The sequence below is a fragment of the Bradyrhizobium sp. CB1717 genome (genome assembly GCF_029714325.1).
Lineage (GTDB): Bacteria > Pseudomonadota > Alphaproteobacteria > Rhizobiales > Xanthobacteraceae > Bradyrhizobium.
The window spans coordinates 526,290-545,473 of record NZ_CP121666.1; the positions used below are offsets into that span (position 1 = coordinate 526,290).

Genomic DNA, 19,184 nt, shown 5'->3' on the forward strand with positions numbered 1-19,184 from the left:
ACGACAAAAGCGGTCGTAGCCAAGAAAATTATTCGACAGCGCCGGAGCTCGGGACGGTGGACGAAAGCCGTGGCGGCTCCTCATGTCGGGAGAGGGCCACACGCAATTCCGTGGTCATGAGCTGGCGTAAGGAGACGGGGGAAACAATTTCGATCTGGTTGCCCCAACAAAAGAGATGCCAGGCGAGCTCAAGCATGCCGCTTGCTCGAAATCGCACAAGCGCGCCGCCGTCGGAAAGGAACTCGACCTTCTGGTTAGGATGAAATTGCCAATTCTTGAATTCGTCCATGCCATGGGGAAGGACGTGAAGCACCACATCTTCCTGTTCGCCTTGGAAGAAGCCGAATGACCCGGTGGCGAACTGAACGAGGTTGAAGCCGGCAGGTCGGGACGCGGTCTTCTCGAGCACGGTGATGCACTCGATCTTGTCGAGTCGCCAATGCTTGGGCTTGATGGTGCCGAGATCGGCGGCGATCAGGTAGTTGCAGCGCCCGAATAGGATGCCGAACGGCACGACCTCGCGCGCGGCGCCAGGCCTTGAGCCGCCGTGATAGACAAATTGCAGAACCTTCATCTGCAAGAGGGCATCGCGAATCGCGAGAAGCACGTCGGGATCTTCAACAGCCCGAGGTCCTGCTGGCACGGCGATCATCTCGGCCCGCAGCAACACCTCCAGATCTGGGGCAAGCTTGTTGAGTGCCGGCCGCTTTATGGCTGAGCGTATTTTCTTCTCAAGAGCCTGTAGAGCATCGGCGCTGGCGTTCGCATCGCGACGGCGGAGGCCCTCGATCGCCTTGTTCAGCTCCAGCAATTCTTCCTTCGTGGGCGCGTTGATGAAGCCATCGAGCCCGCCGGGAATGCGGAAACGCTTTGTGGCGCCATCCTGGTGTTCTTCGAGCTGCGGAAAGACGGAGGCGAGCGCATCACGCATGCGCTCGATCGTGCGCCGGTTTTCACCAAGTTCCTGAGCCATCTCGTCCAAGGTCAAGCCTTCGGCGCTGGAGGCCAGCGTCCGCGCAAGATTCAGGATGGCTGCCGCCTTCTCGTGCCGCATGGAAATCCTACGACCGATTTTGACGTAGGACGGTAGCAAAGTTCCTTTCGACGGTCACCCAAAGCTTGGTCTGGCGACTCGGTCGGATGGAGAAAAATATGGAAAATCAGAATGTTAATGCGAGGTCTGAGGCAAGAGACGGTGCTCGCCGGGAACAGACTTGGAAGCTCAACGTCCAAGGTGTTGTCATCGAATCGCGCTCCCCTCAGATTGTGGTGCGGGATGCGCTCAAATTGGCGGGCTTCGATCCCGATGCCGGTTGGATCATTGTCCTGAAGGTCGCCGGCGAACCTCGCAAGGAGGTTGAATTAAACGCGACCATCGACCTCACGCATCCGGGCGTGGAGAAGCTGCGGCTGACCCCGCGGCAGATCAACAACGGCGAGGTCGCAACGCCACGCCGTCACGATTTCGCTCTCCTTCCGCAGGACGAGGTCCATCTGGACCGCTTGAGTCTGCGCTGGGAAACCATCGTTGATGGCGCACGCCGCTGGTTGTTGCTCCACTCGTATCCGCTGCCGCAGGGCTACACCGTTGCGGCCACGGACATCGCGATCGAGGTACCGGTGAGTTATCCGGGCGCTCAGCTCGACATGTTCTATTGTCACCCACATCTGGCGCTGGCGAACGGCCAGCCTATCCCTCAGGTGCAATGCATCGAATCCGTGACCGGCCTTGGCTTTCAGCGCTGGTCGCGGCACCGCCCATGGGACAGCGCGCGCGATAATGTCGGCACCCACCTCGCGCTCGTGGACGAGTCGCTCCGTCGGGAGGTCGAGCGGTGATCACGCGCCAAGAGACGTTGGTGCTCCCACAGCCGATCTTCCAGCTGCTGCATCGTCACCTCTTTCCGGGAGACGGGCTGGAAGCCGCAGCCCTGCTGCTCTGCACACGCGCGACCGGACGACGTCGCAAACTTCTGGCCTGCGACCTTGTCGCGGTGCCCTACCAAGCATGTGCGCAACGCACGGAGAGCCTTTTGAGTTGGCCAGGCAGCTACGTCGAGATGGCAATCGAGCGTGCGAACTCTGCCGGGTTGAGCATCGTCGCGGTGCACTCGCACCCCGGCGGCCTGTTCGCCTTCTCCGATCTCGATGACGCGAGCGACAGGCTGCTGCTGCCCGCTCTCTTTCATGGAACGGGCGAGGTGGCTGGCTCGGCCATTATGCTCCCGGACGGTGCGATGCTCGGACGCCTATGTGGGCCTGATGAGTTTGCAAAACCGGTCGACCTTGTAAGCGTATTCGGTGACGATCTGCGCTTCTGGTGGCACCATGATACCCACTTTGGAATGTCACCCAAGAGGCCAGCTGCGTTTACAAGCGGGATGACAGAATGGCTGGGCCGCCTCAGCGCTTGCATTATCGGCGTCTCCGGGACCGGTTCAGTGGTCGCCGAGCAGCTTGCCCGCCTTGGCTTCGGTGAAATAATCGTTGTTGACTTCGACAAGGTAGAGCTTCGCAACCTCAATCGTATTCTCAATGCGACGATCGATGATGCGAGAATCGGTCGACTGAAGGTCGAAATGTTTGCCTCCGCCGTGCGATACTACCGCGAAGGATGCGATGTCCGGTGCGTACCGAGCTCAATCGCAACCCGTGATGCGGCTCTTGAGGCAAGCGAGGCCGACATTCTGTTCTCGTGCGTTGATACCGCCGAAGGGCGACACATCGCGGATCGGCTCGCCGCCTACTTCGCCATGCCGCTCTTCGATCTCGGCGTCTCGATTCCGACGCGAAGGAGTTGGGGAGACGAGCACGAGATCGCGGAGGTGTGCGGTCGCATCGACTATGTGTTTCCGGGCGGCTCAACGCTCCTCGATCGAAGTGTCTACGATGCCGGTGTGCTGGAGGCCGAGTACCTCGCCCGCACGGCGCCGGAAGCACTGCGGCAAAAACTCAACGATGGATACCTTCGCGGCATCGAGGAGCAGGCTCCCGCCGTCATCACCCTCAACATGCGCGCCGCTTCGGACGCGGTCATGGAATTCATCGCGCGAGCATTTCCGTTCCGGCACGCGCCGAACGGTAGCTGCGCGCGCACATTGTTCATGCTGGCTGATGGCGATGCAGACGTGTTCGCAGAGCGTGATTTCCCGGCTTCCGGCGCCTATCCGATTGCGGCCGGTCCGCAAGAGCCGCTCCTCGGTTTGCCGGCCCTCGGCAAGCAAAGGAGAGCCGCATGAGGCCGAAGATCGTATGGTGGCGGCGTCTCCTGGACACCATGGGGCCGCGGCGGAAATTACGCGTCGTCGAGGGGGATTCGCTTCCGGCAAAGCTCCCGCTTCGTGATCTGGTGCTGGCGCGGGACGGTCAGGAAGACTGGTCGGTCGGACTGCGTTGCCCGTGTGGGTGTGGGGAGCGCCTCGAAATGATGCTGCTGGAAGCGGTAAAGCCGCGTTGGGACGTCATGCTCGACGATAAGGGCCGGGTCAGCCTCCATCCATCCGTATGGCTGAGAACGGGCTGCCGCTCTCATTTTTGGATCCGCAACGGAAGAATAGTTTGGTGCGATTGACCCCAAAGAGCAGCTCCTAGGAGGGCTAGATGCTTTCAAATTGGCTGTCGACGGGCTCGTTACCAGGAAAGTTGGAAACGGCGAACTTCCCCCTCAGAGAGTTTCACAAACTGTCGATTCGAAGCCTGCATTACGTATGTCGCGGCTAAGGTCTGGCCGGAGGATGCAGGCGAGGATCGAGGGCGAACGCTGCCTGCGAATTCACCTTATAGCAGCCAGCTGCGTTTGACGCGACAAACATCAGATTCCAGCTCGCGGTCGACACGACACTCGGAATCAGCACGACCTTATGTCTATCAAGAAGATCGTCGCCGAATGCTTGCTGTCCGGCGCTGGGGATGCCGGGCCGAAGCCAATTTGGATTTGGAATTATTGTCGGGTCCGCCACGAACACGCTTGCCGGGTCGACTGTAATGGCGGTGATTACGTGGGGGACCGTATCAAGCGCTCTGAATCCCTTGTGGACTGCAACCTCCAGAATTGCGGTAGAGGGATCGATCGAGCAGTACACGGCCCGAAGTCCCCTGCTGTTCCAGCGGCCCCCGACCAGAAAAGCTCCCTCACCGCTGTCCCATGTGGCCGCGTATATCGCTAGGTCTAACCGCCAAGCGATAAGCTCGGTCCCCCCCAGCGCCCCAGGTAACGGCGTCAAGCGTAGACACCGTGCTCAAGTCGAACGAGGAAATCTTCCACCAGTTCGACGCCAGCCGGCGTGGCCAACAGATCGATTGGTTTATGCTGGTTCAAGCCGATAGCCGGCCGTTCCAACCATTGCTCAGCTTCCTGCTTGGAGCCGAAAATGGAGGTCGCTTTCGCCAGGACTTCCGCAAGTTTCCATGTTCGTCCGCTTTGCTCGGGGCTGAGTGGCTTGGCTCCCGCGGAGGCGTGGCGTTGGTAGGTGCGATGGCTCATTCCAATCGCTTTGGCGAACGAGTCGTCCCAGCGAAGAGACGCCAGGTTCTGAACTAGATGGAATAGTGCTCTGGACGGCAGCCCGTTCAGGAGCATCTCATGCGCTTCCAGTGGGCTCTCTGGCACCTTTCGAAAGGTAGACGGCGCCCCAAGCAGGCTGGCGATCGCAGCCAACCGTGTCTTCTCAATCGGCTCAGGTCGGTCGGTCCATCGGCTCGGCATGAAAGGTCTCTGCGACAAGTGTCGCATTATATATGACAGTTGGCATCAAATTCAAGGCACCTCCCGAACTCTGCCAAAGCCGAGATTCGGCGGAATCTCCGCGCCTATGCGCCCCTGCTGGCCCTCGTAGAGCGGATCGGGTAGTGAACTGAAGGTAAGAAAAATAGCTGCCGGCATACCAGTCGGTAACCGATCTCGCCTCCCGCAATCCGGCGCGCCCGACGCCCAATTACCTCGACTGATTCTGCTGCCTATCCCTGTATTCACCGTCCTCGCCGCAAGCGCGACCCGGCGGCTTTCCCTGGGGCAGGCAATGGAGCTTCTAGGCGGCTTGATTGTCCCGCGCGTCATCCTGTTTCAATGACCACCTGGCTCTATTCCGTCCATGGGCCTGGAAAGTATCGCTATGTCGGCTGAGTAACGTACAAAGGTACCTTGACCCGTCACTGTAGATCCGCAACCCTTCCTGCTCGAAGAAAGCTATGAGTTCGATCGGGCGCATAGGCTGACCTGCGCGTTTCATGGCCACCTGGACCAGTTCGAGGACTTCCTCGGAAGTCCGGAAGTACCTCTCTGGTAGAGCTTCCCACTCGCAACGAAGCATGAACCCCTTTGAAAAAATCTGGACGTAGGTATCGGGTTGGCTTTTGAGCTCATGGTGCACGGATCCCAATGTTCGGAAGATGCCTCGCTTTTCCAGGTCTTTAACGATTACTGCCGCCGTGATCGGCACTTGCGACCCTCGCAGGCATTCGAGAACGGGCTTTGGCTTAGGTGTGACCGCCACCGTTGGGAATTGGAACTTTAGCTTCTGGGCGGCGCCTGTGTTCGTAAGGGTTTCGGACGTACGGATATCCGTACGTCCAAAACCCTTACGAAAGTCGGTTTTGTGTGACGAGTTGTCCGCCACCAATTGGGCAAGCTTGCCGAAGACTTCAACCGAAAAGCCGCGTCCCTCAGGATTCGGGCTAACCAGCACGTAGTCGATCATCGCCTCAAGGCACTCGGCGACTTCGATGTCCAGCGCGTCAGTCGGGCTCTTCGTCAGCCGATCGAGCATACCCTTGGCCATGTCCAAATAGCGTTCTAGGGAAGCGGGCTCGATTTCGAATTCCACATCTTCGGAGTCCAAGTCCGCCAGTTGATCACTGAGCTTCTGCTTCTCGTTTTCGCGCTGTACGATGTGAGGAATGATTGCGGTATTGGGCGCACCATCGGCAATGGATGTGGCCAAGCGTTTGATCTGTGCTTCCAGTTTTTGCAGGTCGCGCGAGAGCTTTGCCCGGTGCGCACCTTTCTTCTTTCGATTGGTACGGCTCGCCAAGTTATGCTCTTCCAAAAAGATGGCCACCGCCTCCGGCGTTTCCAACTGCTGCACTAGGCTTTGAAGGACGGCCGTCAGGATCTCATGGCGATAGTGGGTACGGTTGTTACTGCACTTGTCTCTGTCATCGCTGTAATACGAGCAACGAAGGCGCGTCGCTCGCCCGTCACCACCGCAGACACTCATCGTCCCGCCCCTCGGGATGCCGTCCTCGTCGAGTTTAGTGCAGTGGGCGCATTTTAGCTTGCCGGAGAGAAACACGGCGGGCCCGGTCTTCTTCGTGATGGGCCGCGGCTTCTTGCGGCCGTTTCTTTTTGCCTGGACGCGGTCGAACTGGTCGGCGTCAATGATCGGGTCGTGCTGCCCCAGGCGCCTGAGCCATTGTTCTTCCGGCCTGGGTTCGCGTTTCAGCTTCTCGTCGTCCGCATCAAAGTATGTCTTGCATTTGTTCCAGATTAAATCTTTACGATAGACAGCGTTCGTCAAGATGTAAGCGACGGTCTTTCTGTGCCACCTGCCGCCGCCGGGCGCTGGGGTGCGCTTGCGGTTCAACGTTCGGGTAATTGCTCGGTCGTCGAGGCCACGCTCGTCGGCAAGGTTATACATCAGCTGCACGATCGCAGCTTCTTCCTCGTTTTTTACGAGATGGCCTTTCTCGCCGTCGATTTCCACGTTGTCGTATCCGAAGACTCTCCCGCCTGTTCGGAGTCCTTTGATTAGCCTCGCAACTAGTGCCTCTTTGATCTGGAGGGATAACACCTGCAACTGCATCTGCGCGACAATACCAACCGCCCAGATGTGCATGTCGGTAATTTGTCCCATCTGCGTGTCGTAGACGAGCACCCCGTTCTCTGTACAGAGCTCCATCAGATGATAGAGATGTCTGATTCTGCGCCCAAAGCGACTAAGGTCTCGAGCGACGATATGCGTTATCTTGCGCTCGCGAATCAGATTCAGGAGCTTCTGGTAGCCGGGACGGTTCTTGACGCGTGAGCCCGTTCCTACGTCTGACAACTCGTAGCGCAATGCGCCCTGCGCCGCGTCAACGTACCTTCTGTTGAGGTCACGCTGAACAATGTTGCTTTCGATCTGACCAGGGGTCGATACTCGGCAATAGCTAGCCCACACACCACCCTTCGGGGGTACCTGATGCATCACGAACTCTTTCATCGCGACGCCCGATCAAGAACACGAACTCCTTCTCGGGCGCCGACGCAGGTCGGGTACCGGGAGTGGAGGGCGTTGAGGTTGAGACGTTGATGAGTCATGATGTGTTGTAGCCGATGCAATATAATATGTATCACGGTACAAGGAAATTCGTGCCGCAAATCACGGTTAACGAACCGCAAATGATCGGTCATAAGAAAAGCAGTCGTAAAACCAAGGACTTCGGAGATCCTCGGTTAGGCAAACTTCTGGCGGCCGCCCGCAAGAGGGCTGGGTTTTCGTCGGCCGCAGCTGCTGCGCTGGCCTATGGGTGGGCCGAAGCCTCTCTACGGGCGCATGAGCGGGGAGGCCGAAAGATAGGGGCTTCCGACGCGGAAAAGTACGAAGCTGCCTTCGGCCTTCCAGCAGGAAGTCTTCAAGATCGGCACCTAGCGGAGTACCAGCTCGGCGAGCTGACCCGGGCACAGGCTTCCAGGCTTAAAGATTCGCCTATCGAAGAGAACAGCTCGTCGAACGAGCAGGTGGGACTTCGCCTTAAGATTGCACGCAAACTGCGTGGGTTCGAAACCGTCGCTGCTGCCGCTACAGAATTCGGGTTAGCGCACCCCACCCTGGCCGCGCACGAGGCTGGCACCAATCGGGTGAGCGAATTGATGGCGCTGGCGTACGCGTCAGCCTATGGCATCAGCTCGCTCTGGCTTCTAAAAGGCATTCAGCCATCCGGTCTCGGGGCGCGCGTTGACCAGCGCTTGGCCGTGCAGCCGAGCCTTGAGACCATAAGCTTTCGCGAGCTTCGGAGCCTCGCCGAAAGAGAGACTCCCCCCGATTACTTTGAGGTCCGGAGACTTGTTGAGGAGGCAATCCACAAACAGAGAGTCTCTGCATCAGACGCTGACGATATCCCTGAGATGAATCCGGACCAGTTCGGGCCGTCGGGCCCGAACGAAAGAGCGATAGCCAGCACACGACGTTGGAGACTTCCCAAAGGATTCGTTTCCCATATGCTTTCGGCGAATCCCTCTCGGGTGGTGGCAGTAGCAGTCGATGTCCCGAATGAAGGCCTCAAAATTGGAGACCGAGTCTTCGTTGATACTGGATGCCGTGATGTTGGACTGGGAGGACAGTTCGCATATTCCTATGGCAAGGGTCATCTCATCCTCCGAACTCATCCCATGGGCCAACATGCGATCCCGGTGGAGCAAACCGGGGTGCTCATCGGAAGAGTCGTGGCAATATTTGTGCGAATGCAAGTTCACGATTGAACTGGGTCAATCCGCGCAGCACAAACTCAGGTCGAACCGCTCTCGTTTGAGGACTTGTTTGCGCCGTCTTTGCACAATTTGCGCCGCCGCTCTGCTCTATCGCAAAGTTGCCGCTCGACGTCGGCCTTGGCCATTACCGCCAGCACGATACGCATCAGTTCTCTCCGCCTCACATCCGAACTCGGCGTTCCGCTGAGGTGTGGCTCGACCGCGTTCGAACTTGTGTACACTATTCGCACCCTTGAGGACGTCTGCAGCGTCTTGTTGGAAATCATCGACCACTCCCCTGTAATTGTTGAGCCAGAATCTCAGCTCGCCCGTCCCCGAAAAAAGTTTGCGCTATTCATCGCGCAGGTGGATCGGCCGACCGAACGGACATCATCAAAGTCACTCAAGTGATGAGGGGGCAGCCCCATACCGGCTTGTGCGTCGGCAAAGTCCCCATACTAGTCATACGAGCTTTCCCTCGTATCGTTCTTCAACAAACCGCTTTGCACGTGATGCGTTTTGAGGAGTTCGCCAATGGCAGCGCGATCGAGGTAGCCCGTCGCCTCCAATCGCCGTGCCACCGCTTCTACGGCTTCTCGGTTGTTTGCGATTAGTTCGCGCGCACGTATCAAGCAACGATCCAGGCGCTTCGTGATCAAAGCTACAATGGATGGATCGTGAAGAAGCATTTCGGTCGCTCGGTCCGGAAAATGCGCCACTCCGATCACTCCGAAGCCGTACTTGAGTTCAAGGTCGACTGCCGCTTGGGTAGCTCGCGAAAAATCACTATCATCGCCGATGCCGGCGCCCGCCGTCGCCTCAGACGAGCCCAGTAGAATCTCTTCGGCGGCGCGGCCGGCCAGAAGGGCTGTGATGTAGTTTTCGATGCCTGCTCGGGTTTGGGAGTTGGCCCGCGAAAGCTCGACGCGCGTCGCCCCACCGTGATCTAGAATCGTCAACGCCTGCGGTTCGAAAACGGCCAGAGCCACGCCGGAGACAACGTGTCCGGCTTCGTGGATGGAACAGGATCGCCTGAGGCTTTGCGGCATTCCTTCGCGTCCAGACCTGATCTCGTGGAGGACATCTTCCAACATGAGCTCGCGCCTGCCGCGGCGAGCGCGCGACTTCGCGCGCCGGACCCATGCCTCGACGTCCGCGCCGGTTTTGCCGGCGGCGGCGAGCGCGGCAGGCATCAGATCGACATTGGGCAAAGGGTCTGGGCCGAGATGAAAGCGGAAGATCGCGGTGAGGCTCTCGGTGTCAGGCAGTTCGATCTCGATCGTGCGGTCGAGGCGCCCCGCGCGACGTACAGCCGCGTCGATGTGCTCGGGGTGATTTGTTGCGCCGATCACGACCACGCCGGGCCGCTCTTCGATGCCTGCCAACAGCTCCAAGAGTAGATTGACGATCTGGGTCCAATACTCCTTGTACTCGGTCGTCAGGGTTGCGCGATCCGAGATTCCGTCCAACTCGTCGACAAATAGAATGCACGGCGCAAGTTTGCGCGCCTGCGAGAATGCTTCCTTGATGGCCGCTAGTGTGCCGGACAAATAGGCCGCTGCATTCCAGTCTGCGACTGACGTGGCCACAAGGGGGACACCCGCAGACTTCGCCACCGCGCGGGCGAATTGCGTCTTGCCTACGCCAGGCGCGCCGACCAGCAGAAGGCCCTTTTCGATACATTCCCAATCGAGACATCCTGCCCGGTACTCGCGCAAGTCCGCGACCAGATTCATTCCCCATTCGCGTGCCGCACCGTAGCCAGCAAGTTCCTCCAACCCGGGACCGCGATGGTCGAAGAACGATTTCGTCGAGACGACCTTTTCCAGGCGCTTCACGCAATCGTCAGCCGTGCGATCCGAGCGAACTGCGAGCGTTAGGTCTGCGATGTCGACTGCGCGGACAACTTGCTCGTTCACCGCTGCGTTCGGAGGGTTTCCGGTCACGGCTTCGATCACCAGCGCGATCGCGGAAGCGTCGAGCTGGCTGAGCAAAAGGTGATGTTCCGCCGCGCGGAGGAGATCGCGCGGCAGGTGTCGGCGGGGATCCGGTGCAGCACCGAAGATCGGCGCGCGGGCATGCAGAGCCTTCGCAATCGTGTCGTTCCCCCGCTCCGATTTGTGCTCGGTCGATGTTCCATCCCGCGCCAGCAACAATACCGGACGCGTATAGTGGTTCTCGTTGAAGGAGCGGTCGTCGAGAACTCTTGCTTCAGAGCCGAAGGCGCATGTCTTTAGGACTTGCCGAACGAGAGAAACCACCTCGGCGCAGTGCGTGGCGAGCGACACGACCGGGCAACCGCGGCGTAACTCGCGAGTGAGCCCGTCGACCGGCTCGATTGCGCGCGCGACGAGGATCGCTGCGGCCGCCAGGTCCGCCCGGATCGATGTCCTTCCCACCGACTCTGGGGCGGTCGACAAATCCTCGATCAGACGCTCGATGGGATCATCCGGGTCGCCGCCTCGCAGGAGCGGGCTATTATTTGTGCCAGCTTCGGCGGCCAACATATCGAGGTAGGCGCGGGCGAGGAGGTCCCGCTTACCTTCTGCGTACATGTTCATTACTTCACTCCATCGAGAAGCGCCATTGGGCGAGGAGGTGTCCGATTGCGAGCGGCGCGGGACAGCGCCGTGGCGCAATTCGAGACCCGTCGGCCTCACGCTACCGGCGAAATGGACGTTCGTGATGGCGCTCGCTGCTGGCCCCTGCGCCGGCTTCGCGTGCGGGTGCAGCGGCTGATGCTGACGCCAACAGGATGAAGAGTGTGCTTGCTGCCGATACTCCCACGCATGGAGGCGGAGCATCCCTTCAGGAGCGCAATGCAATCTCGAACTGCCAGTCACATACGGCAATAGGTTACGACCCGAGATTGCTTTTCCGCGCATAACGGGGGTTCTGTTCTAAGCGCGCCGAACTTCTCTGACGCGCCGAAAAGTCGTCGATTGACTGCATGCCGCCGCTGCAGCACTGGAGGTCTTCAGCGGCGGCCGTGAATCTCTAACGGGAGCACACAATCGTACGAGGACCCAAAGGCGCTTCATAAATGCTAAGCTCCACCAGATCCTCGCAGGCCAAGGCGCACACAGCAGCCAGGATATCGTTACTCGGTCGCGCATTCTCCTCGAGTTCGAGTATCGATTGCGGGCCATCTTCCGCGAGTGCAGCCGCGATCTTTAGCCTATCATTCACAGATACGTGGTAGCGCTCGTGCGACCAGACCGCGCGGGCGTTGGAGAACAGCGGTTCCCGTCTAATATCGACCGCATCGCGTTCGAGCAGACGCAGCCCGTTTGACTCAAGCACACCAGAGAGGTGTGCTAATTCCCAGTCGCTTCGCTGTGGTCGCGTTCTGCAAACCGACAGTAGGAAATCACCGTCAATTCTGTTTAGGACGATGCCGTCTAACCTTTCTTGACGATCATACAGGTCCGGAGCCTTCCGATAGCCGATCGCGCGAACCGAATGGTCAAGGCTCGCTTGCGCGAGTGCGTCGCGGGTAAGGAAATGGTGTACGGGAATCGCAACTTTGCACTTCGGGCTGGTGAAGAAGGCGGGCGCGGCCCGTAGATGGGGGTGATTGCTATCCATGGCACAATGTCCTGAACACGTTGTGGGCGAGGGACGGTGTGACCAAGATCATGATGATGGTCGATGAACATGGGCATGTTCCTTCCTGCGTGATCGAACGCCTACATCGATCGCCAAAAGGCCTTGGAATTGCGATTGCGCGCGGGCAATCGTTTGCTGAAAGGCTGCTGGACCTAGCGCATTGTGTAAGCGACGAGGGGGCCGTCCCTCGGCCCCCTGTCATGGCAGTTGTTATTGCTGATCGATGTCGGCGAGAGCTCTAAGATGCATTGCCACGTCTCCGCACAATGCTCGCAGGCAAAAAGCGATTGACACGTTATAGCGTGTCATAGGATTGTGCCGAAGATATGGCAAATCGACCGTTGCGAGTGCCTCGTCCGCCACTTCGGAACCGAGGGGCCGGTATGCTTCTTTAGGAGCGCGGCAACTCGAAGAGCTCGGCGAAGCTCACGTTCAGCGCAGCTGCGATCCTCAGGATCGAATCCAGCGTCGGGTTCGCTTCTCCCCTCTCGATTTGACTGACGAGCGCCTGACGGACTCCGGCCCCCTCGGCCAGATCCCTTTGGGACATCTTCATGGAAAGCCTTAGCTCTTTGACCTTGCGGCCGAAGGTGTCCCTCAGCTGCGTGCTGACTGATACAAAGGATTCGGATTCCGTCATGAGCCTCTCCGGAATATCCTTTGTTCGGCGATCAAGACTTGAGAGAAGGTCTTGATTAACGTTGCCACGTTTCGGGTGCTCCCGCCACCGGGATAGCGTCCGTGCGCAAGGATTATCCTTCGTTAGCCAGCTCTGCCGGCGCTATGGGACGAAAAACCGAATCTTGCGAAGGAATCGTCCATCGGACGCCATTGTAGCCCGCGACTATGGCTGCAGCAGGCGCCCCGATACGTAGTACCCTGCCTGATCTCACTGACTTCCGGAATGAGAGTAGTAGACTATCGATGGAGTATTAGCGGGGCAGCTTAGGCAAGACCCGGCCGGTCCATCAGGCGTCAGCGGACGAGTCCTTTGTGGACGACAGGGCAGCTGCCGTGCGCAACGAGGAAGTCTTGACGGCCGCTCGCCCGCAACCGCTGTTTCGCGAGCGCCTTGAGCGCCATGCCTTATTGTCGTGAAGCAGTATTCCTTGGCGTCCTTGGCAACGGCGGCCAATCCGTATCGCCGATCCTTCGGCAGAACCTGGCCGAGCGTCACTGATCCGACCGCCGGCGATCAGCGAAGTTCTATTGTTAATGGCCGGCCTAGTTCCGCCCTTCGAGACAAAATCGCCAGTACGTTACCTTTCCGTCCGGACGCAGGTAGTACGGGCGGATCAGGTAGCGCGGGTCGATGTCGGACTTGTCGACGAATTCGTCGATTTCGATGGTACGCGTAGACTCCAGCGCGATCTCCTCGAGCTCCTCCTTCGTGACCTCGATGTACTGACCTTTGTCGAGCTCGTAGCCCTTGACGATGTCCTCGTTCGGCACCTCGTCGCCGGTGTCGGCATCGACCTTGACGTACTTGATGCGGTGGCCGGTCTGCCGGTTGAGCTGGTTGAAGGAGATCTTCTCGGACTCGGAGGTGGCCGGGTAGCCGCCGAGAAGGGAATGCGGTTAGACGCTGACGGCCTGCGCAAGGGCCGCACACTGGTCGCCGGCGAGGAGGCCGACATCTATCGCGCCCTCGGTCTGCCCTTCATCGATCCTGAGCTCCGGGAGCGGCGCGGCGAGGTCGAGCTGGCTCTGAAGGGTAAGGACCTGCGCGGAATCCTGCACTGCCACACACCGATGCTTCCGATGGGACAGAGACCCTGGAGACCATGGCGAAGGCGACGCGCCAGCGCGGGTTCGAGTATTTCGTATCCGTCCGGTGTAGGCCCCTAGGACACCATCATTCGTCTCGACTAACAAAGCTGATGACACCAGGTTGGTACGCGTCCGGGCAAGACCCTGGTCCCGCAAGCTCGCCGTTGACTCGGTGGTTTGGCAGCCAGATCGAGCGAGAAACGACGGCATTGAGTTGTTGCTGCGGCATTTGTATCTTATAAAATACGGCGTGGCGTAGGTTAGAGAAACTGGCCAATTGTCTTAATCCGTTAGTGATTTGGCGCGCTCGCCAGTGGCGTTGGAGAAGAGCAATGGCCAAAACTAGACCATTTGACGCATCCGAGTATCTGGACAGTCCTGAGGCGATCGCCGCTTACCTAAGCGAAGCCTTCGAAACCAATGATCCAGGCTTCGTCACCGACGCTATCGGCATTGTTGCCCGCGCGCGCGGTATGTCCACTCTTGCTAAGGATACAGGTCTTTCACGCGAAAACCTTTATAAGACCCTTAGTTCAGAGGGACATCCCGAGTTCAGCACCGTTATGAAAGTACTTGGTTCTCTTGGTGTTGAACTGCACGCCCAACCGAAAGGCGTATTCGGGTCCCTCCCATATAAGGGGCCAGCAAAGTCGATCGCGGATATGGAGGCGGGGATCGCCGCGGAGGCGAAACGGCGGCATGCTCGCAATCGATACTAGTCTCATCATGCGCTATCTGGTGGGCGACGATCCCACCTGCCATTGGCGCGGCAGGTCAATCCGTCGATAATCCCCCTGGTGCTTTTGCGCGCGTCCAACGACCGCCCCGGCTACGCCGTTTTTTGGCAAGGCTGATCGTAATTAAGCGGCGTGAGCGACGCTTTGGGGCTGCCAATTCCAAGGAAGCAGCTCGTCAATGCGCTTGGCAGGGTGATCCGGTAGGCGCGCCAGCACGTCGGCAAGCCATGCTTGTGGGTCGATGTCATTCAGCTTGGCGCTGGCGATGAGACTGTAGATGGCAGCCGCACGCCGGCCGCCCTCATCGGAGCCGGCGAAGGTCCAATTTTCCTGCCCCCGGCGACCGCCCGTAGCTCACGCTCAGCAGCATTGTTCGACATGCAAAGCCGTCCGTCATCAAGGAAGCGGCTAAATGCGTCCCAGCGGCTGAGGCAGTAATTGATCGCCTTGGTCGTGTCGTTGTTGCTGGAGAGCTTGGCGCGCTGCTCTCGCAACCACGCCTCGAGCTCGACGATCAGAGGGCGGGTACGCTCCTGGCGCACGCGCAGGCGCGCCTGCGCAGCAAGACTGTTGATCTCACGTTCGATGGCGAACAGGACATCGATGCGCTTGACCGCCTCGGCCGCGATCGGCGCCTTGCTGAGCCGCGCGAGATCGAAGAACTTGCGCCTGCCGTGTGCCCAGCACGCGGCCTCGATGATCAGGGCTGCTTGGCGATTGGTCTCGTAGAGCCTGCTGAACCCAGCGTAGGCGTCGGCCTGCAGCGAGTTCATACCGCGACGCATACCGGTGTGGCGTGTCGCAATCCACATGGCCGCCATTGGCATGAAGCGTATCCGCCCGCTGAAGGCTGCTTTGCCGAGTGAGGCGCAGTATTGAGAACTGCCCTTATGGACAGTGATAAGCGCAGTGCCCAGTCGAGCGGCTTAAACTGGTGGATACGAGCCGGCGGCGGCGCTGGTCCGAGGATAAGAAACTCAAGATCGTCTTAGAAAGCTTACAGGTGCCGCGCCTGGTAGCGGCGATATGGCCTTTCGCGGTCCTTGCTGCTGCGATGGCGATGGTCTTTTCACACGGAGCCAAAGGATGCCACGGGGCCACAAATGGGCTTCGTCCCAACCAGGGCGGTCCCGGACCCAGGGGTTACGCCTGGTCCAGTCGGGCCGACCAGCAGCGCCGCGATCGAGGTCGAGTTTGCGGCTGGGGCCAGATGCGGACCACTGGCGCGGTCGACGCGGCGCTCACCTTTGCTGATCGATCAATTGCACCAATTGGCGGATACATTCACTCTCATCGTTCTGGTCGGTTCTTATGACGGGTACCTGGCGCAGTGTCGCTCTTTCGACATACGTGGCCAGAAAGTGTGCATGCCAGTCGTTCGTTTCGCCTCGTTCGTCCCTTCTGTGCGTCAGCCGCGATAATGTCGTGGGAAGATCACACCAGATAAGTGCCGTCGGAACCCAAAGGCGCCATTCGCTCATCATCTTGTCGGCCGAGACGAGCGTCGAAACGGTCAGCCACCCTCGGTCCAGAACCGCGAGGTCATTCGGGGGAAGGCCATTCAAGGCATGCGACAACGCACTCTCGCCGACCCGAAGAACCTCATCTTCATCGCCGCCTTTATAGGCGCGCAGCAGCCGAGATCCCTGCTCGCCGCCGAAAGGACGAACATAGTGGGCTTTCAATTTCCCGGCCAGAGCTCTCGCAAGCGTCGTCTTGCCAGCTCCATCATGCCCGTCGAGGGCCAGAAGGATCATTGAAAAGGATGCAACGATATGGTGCCGGCATCATCGTCGCTTACGCACCAGTAATGCCTTTTCACACCACGCTCCAGAAGTGCACGCGCGTCGCCGAGCAATTCGAGTTGGCCCTTCGGTGAGATGCGGTGGCCCGCTGCTTCGCCAGCGGGCCGGATGACAACCTTGTCTCCGTCGACGGCGACCGTAACCCTGCCCCCCTTCTTCGGCTGCATCTTAAGAGTCTTTCGCGCGGACACCGGAAGAGTGACAATGCCACCCGGTGAAATCTTGAGACTGCGATTCTTCAGCGTAATGACCGTCACGTTCCCTCCTATCGATCTTGCCGTTGATCAAATATTCTCTCGTAAAGACTGGCATAACGCCGCAGAACGGAATTGGCGTCGCCGCCCTGACGCCATTCGTCCTTGTCCAAAGCGTCCGCATCATCGGACGCGCGGCTGCGCACCCGCATGCAATCCGGACTTATTTCTCCGAAGATTGATGTTCCGGACCGATCGATGAAGAAACAGATGTCGATAAGCTTCAGTCCCTTTGCATCGAAACGCACTTCCAGCCACTCAAACGCATCCCGCGCGAGTGTCTTCGCTGCATTCAGATCGTCAATCCAGACAGCGGCATAGTCGTCCGGCAGAGGCTCGTCAGCGAGCCGCGTGCCATCGAGATCATGAAGTGGGTGTCGCCAATCAAAGCAGACCACGGGCTTTTCAAATCGTGTCCACCTCGCCAGTGGGGGGCCCCCATGCGCGGTTTGGAACGTTTCGGTGAATTTGTACCGGTGCGTCGGCGATCCTATATGATAGCGTTTGACGCGAACCTCGAGATTGCTGGCGCGGACGTGACGCTCGACCAGCAGTGGGGAATCCGCCTGTTCGACCAGACCTATGAATGCCGTGGACAGGTGCCGCTTGCCGGGATGCCGGGACATCTCGCGGAAGATTTCCGCGCAGAAGTGAGTTCTTACTCTCTCTGTGCCTGGCGCAAATCCATATCGGTTATTCGTGTACGAGTAGACCGACGGGATGAGCTTCGCGACGGAGACCCGCGGCGAAAGACCACGTACTTCCTTGCTCTCGCCTTTTGCCAGAAGAGGGAGAGATGCAAAGTCAAACCGTAGCCCCTGCACGAATTGCTCGATCAGCGAACGCCGATTGTTCAGAAGCGCCAGGCTGATCTGTTCGCCGTTCGCGCCGCGCACGTGGATTCCAGCTTCATCGGCTGTTTCGATCCGGATCGGAAGCTCCAGATCGTCGCATTCGTCTAGGAGCTTCTCTGCTGCAGCACTTGCTCGCGGGGACATAGACTCGAACCGGTTTCAATCGGTAATTTGGACAACAGATAGTTCACTATTCAATCGTAGAAGCGCGGTCATGGTCGCCACGGCCGATCGGGCGAGCGGGAGTGCCCGGTCTCCGTTGATTGCTTCGTGCTGCTCAGCGACCGGATCGAAGCCACATCTTTCGCGCAGCCAATCGTGCACTCTTTCCTTGGGCCAACGCTGTCCGACCGCCCCGTACGTACCTTTCACCACGTTGGCCGGTATCTTGACGAAGTATCCATAAAGATTTCTCCGGTCGTCTGTTGGATCATCGTTGTCTTGGGCACTCGGTATCATCCCAAGCTGCTGTCGCTGTCTGATCATCCCGAAGCTGAAGTTGCGTGCCAGCAGCAGCTCAGTCGTCTTTTCAGGGAGCAAGGCCTCACCGTACAGGCACAGGCCGTAATCGGCCAAATTGTCCCCGGAAATCAACTGCATGGTCCAAAGCTCGTCCTGCGAATAGACACTTATGTTCAGCTCTTTCCCGTTGAAGCTCGGTGTCGTACCGCACAACGCCTTCAGGGTTGCATCTGCATCCTCTACAACGAGAACAATATCGTAGTCCGCAAATATCTCACTAGAAACGCTCGATCCATATACAATCACAGCTTGTATCTTGGCGACAGAATGAAGTAGGCTTCCGAGGAAACCGAACCGCTCTGCGAGCGCTGGGGGCAGCTTGGCTTGCCGCATGCTGACCTTGCTTGCGTGTATGTCGCCCGACAGAACGCGGAGAGCGTCGGCGAAGAGGTGCTTTATCCCCAACAGAATGTCTGGACCGGGGGGCGCTGAAGCGAGCCGCCGTACTTCATCCCGGAGGCCCGGCTCATGCAGGTGGGACAACCTGCCAGGATCGCTGGCATGCCAGAGCTTGTCCAGCTTGCTTGCGATGGTCCCTGTGGACCAACGGTTCTGAATGATCGCGGCCGAAAGCGTTACATAAGCAAGGAAAACAAGTGACTGCAGATGGAATTTCTCTCGCCTGCCCCAATCGTTGAGAAAGTGCCCGGTCGGAAATGAGATTGAGGAGAACTGCCGGGAAGACCAGCCCTGAGCCGACCTGAAGAAGGCGGGGTGAAATGCAGAAGACCATCTGAGAAGAGCAGGAGATATCACACGCGGGTTGGGCAAACCCGCATTACGTGCCCATTGAAAGGCCCTCAGCAGGTTTTCGCCACTCACGTCAGCAGAAAGCGTTAGGAAGGTCACCTTCAACGGCTCTGGTCGCCACGTAGGTGGGTGTTCGACCGTATGCACATCGACGACCAGTTCCGGGAAAGCCATGCTTCGCGAACGACCTCCGGTTGAATGGTCGAAGACTAGCAGAGCCGCTCTGGTTCGCCTACGGCCCAATCAGCAAAACGCTGGCCGATTGGCCCATGCCTATCTGAACAATCCCGATCTTGTGTCCTGGTAAGGACGGACGGGAATGTTTCGGACCGGAGTCGCTTTCGGCTGTTCTCCGGGCCACTCTCAGCAATACTGCCCAGATCGTAGGGGGTCGATCGGGCCTCCCCAAGCCGTATCCAACGGTTCGAATTCCCTTC

Annotated in this window: 17 protein-coding genes and 3 pseudogenes; 6 read left to right on the plus strand and 14 right to left on the minus strand. The window is 58.8% G+C overall.

From position 1 onward, the window contains the following. Window positions 1-28: 28 nt before the first annotated feature. Window positions 29-1,054 carry a WYL domain-containing protein gene (locus tag QA649_RS02455; RefSeq protein WP_283022804.1) on the minus strand — a complete coding sequence of 342 codons (1,026 nt, stop codon included), beginning with the start codon at window positions 1,052-1,054 and terminating at the stop codon, window positions 29-31. Between the two features lie 98 nt (window positions 1,055-1,152). Here QA649_RS02455 and QA649_RS02460 point away from each other — a divergent pair, with 98 nt between their 5' ends. The 3 genes from QA649_RS02460 to QA649_RS02470 are packed head-to-tail and all read left to right on the plus strand — an operon-like array spanning window position 1,153 to window position 3,571. Then, window positions 1,153-1,839 carry an E2/UBC family protein gene (locus QA649_RS02460; protein WP_283022805.1) on the plus strand — a complete coding sequence of 229 codons (687 nt, stop codon included), beginning with the start codon at window positions 1,153-1,155 and terminating at the stop codon, window positions 1,837-1,839. Further along, entirely contained in the window at window positions 1,836-3,239 is a 1,404-nt protein-coding gene (locus QA649_RS02465) for a ThiF family adenylyltransferase (RefSeq protein ID WP_283022806.1), read from the plus strand. The genes QA649_RS02460 and QA649_RS02465 overlap by 4 nt, the downstream gene beginning before the upstream one ends. Window positions 3,240-3,277: 38 nt before the next feature. After that, window positions 3,278-3,571 carry a DUF6527 family protein gene (locus tag QA649_RS02470; RefSeq protein ID WP_283026237.1) on the plus strand — a complete coding sequence of 98 codons (294 nt, stop codon included), beginning with the start codon at window positions 3,278-3,280 and terminating at the stop codon, window positions 3,569-3,571. Between the two features lie 145 nt (window positions 3,572-3,716). Here QA649_RS02470 and QA649_RS02475 read toward each other — a convergent pair whose 3' ends face one another. From QA649_RS02475 to QA649_RS02485, 3 genes are all read right to left on the minus strand, one after another. Continuing rightward, window positions 3,717-4,223: an RES domain-containing protein gene (locus QA649_RS02475; protein WP_283022807.1), complete on the minus strand. Its 507-nt coding sequence runs from the start codon at window positions 4,221-4,223 to the stop codon at window positions 3,717-3,719. Beyond that, complete coding sequence (locus tag QA649_RS02480) at window positions 4,220-4,657, minus strand: antitoxin Xre/MbcA/ParS toxin-binding domain-containing protein (RefSeq protein ID WP_283022808.1); 438 nt, start codon at window positions 4,655-4,657, stop codon at window positions 4,220-4,222. The genes QA649_RS02475 and QA649_RS02480 overlap by 4 nt, the downstream gene beginning before the upstream one ends. Window positions 4,658-5,027: 370 nt before the next feature. Next, window positions 5,028-7,199 carry a recombinase family protein gene (locus QA649_RS02485; RefSeq protein WP_283022809.1) on the minus strand — a complete coding sequence of 724 codons (2,172 nt, stop codon included), beginning with the start codon at window positions 7,197-7,199 and terminating at the stop codon, window positions 5,028-5,030. Window positions 7,200-7,324: 125 nt separating this feature from the next. On the opposite strand from QA649_RS02485, the gene QA649_RS02490 reads away from it, so the two are divergent. Further along, complete coding sequence (locus QA649_RS02490; RefSeq protein WP_283022810.1) at window positions 7,325-8,458, plus strand: helix-turn-helix transcriptional regulator; 1,134 nt, start codon at window positions 7,325-7,327, stop codon at window positions 8,456-8,458. Between the two features lie 26 nt (window positions 8,459-8,484). Here QA649_RS02490 and QA649_RS02495 read toward each other — a convergent pair whose 3' ends face one another. The 5 genes and pseudogenes from QA649_RS02495 to QA649_RS02515 form a co-directional block, all read right to left on the minus strand. Further along, window positions 8,485-8,613, minus strand: a complete 129-nt coding sequence (locus tag QA649_RS02495; RefSeq protein ID WP_283022811.1) for a hypothetical protein — start codon at window positions 8,611-8,613, stop codon at window positions 8,485-8,487. Window positions 8,614-8,904: 291 nt separating this feature from the next. Further along, the gene (locus QA649_RS02500) at window positions 8,905-11,007 is read right to left on the minus strand and encodes an AAA family ATPase (RefSeq protein ID WP_283022812.1); all 2,103 of its coding nucleotides are present in this window, start codon (window positions 11,005-11,007) and stop codon (window positions 8,905-8,907) included. Between the two features lie 436 nt (window positions 11,008-11,443). Beyond that, window positions 11,444-12,034, minus strand: a complete 591-nt coding sequence (locus tag QA649_RS02505; RefSeq protein WP_283022813.1) for a hypothetical protein — start codon at window positions 12,032-12,034, stop codon at window positions 11,444-11,446. 412 nt (window positions 12,035-12,446) lie between these two features. Continuing rightward, window positions 12,447-12,695 (minus strand): helix-turn-helix transcriptional regulator, encoded by a 249-nt coding sequence (locus QA649_RS02510; protein WP_283022814.1) that lies wholly within the window; start codon window positions 12,693-12,695, stop codon window positions 12,447-12,449. 620 nt (window positions 12,696-13,315) lie between these two features. Continuing rightward, window positions 13,316-13,612 (minus strand): annotated as a pseudogene (locus tag QA649_RS02515) (Ku protein); the annotation flags it as partial. On the opposite strand from QA649_RS02515, the pseudogene QA649_RS02520 reads away from it, so the two are divergent. Further along, window positions 13,610-13,878: pseudogene (locus QA649_RS02520) on the plus strand (DNA polymerase/3'-5' exonuclease PolX); the annotation flags it as partial. The pseudogenes QA649_RS02515 and QA649_RS02520 sit on opposite strands and share 3 nt — an antisense overlap. Window positions 13,879-14,157: 279 nt before the next feature. Next, on the plus strand, window positions 14,158-14,544 hold the full coding sequence (locus QA649_RS02525) for an addiction module antidote protein (RefSeq protein WP_283022815.1): 387 nt from the start codon (window positions 14,158-14,160) through the stop codon (window positions 14,542-14,544). 141 nt (window positions 14,545-14,685) lie between these two features. Here the strand turns inward: QA649_RS02525 and QA649_RS02530 are convergent. The 5 genes and pseudogenes from QA649_RS02530 to QA649_RS02550 form a co-directional block, all read right to left on the minus strand. After that, window positions 14,686-15,329: pseudogene (locus QA649_RS02530) on the minus strand (IS66 family transposase); the annotation flags it as partial. Window positions 15,330-15,803: 474 nt separating this feature from the next. Continuing rightward, on the minus strand, window positions 15,804-16,319 hold the full coding sequence (locus QA649_RS02535) for a hypothetical protein (protein WP_283022816.1): 516 nt from the start codon (window positions 16,317-16,319) through the stop codon (window positions 15,804-15,806). Further along, window positions 16,316-16,624, minus strand: a complete 309-nt coding sequence (locus QA649_RS02540) for an AbrB/MazE/SpoVT family DNA-binding domain-containing protein (RefSeq protein WP_283022817.1) — start codon at window positions 16,622-16,624, stop codon at window positions 16,316-16,318. Before QA649_RS02540 ends, QA649_RS02535 begins: the two co-directional genes overlap by 4 nt. Window positions 16,625-16,632: 8 nt before the next feature. Beyond that, window positions 16,633-17,619, minus strand: a complete 987-nt coding sequence (locus QA649_RS02545) for a phosphoribosylaminoimidazolesuccinocarboxamide synthase (RefSeq protein ID WP_283022818.1) — start codon at window positions 17,617-17,619, stop codon at window positions 16,633-16,635. Between the two features lie 15 nt (window positions 17,620-17,634). Continuing rightward, the gene (locus QA649_RS02550) at window positions 17,635-18,921 is read right to left on the minus strand and encodes a hypothetical protein (RefSeq protein WP_283022819.1); all 1,287 of its coding nucleotides are present in this window, start codon (window positions 18,919-18,921) and stop codon (window positions 17,635-17,637) included. Between the last annotated feature and the right edge of the window lie 263 nt (window positions 18,922-19,184).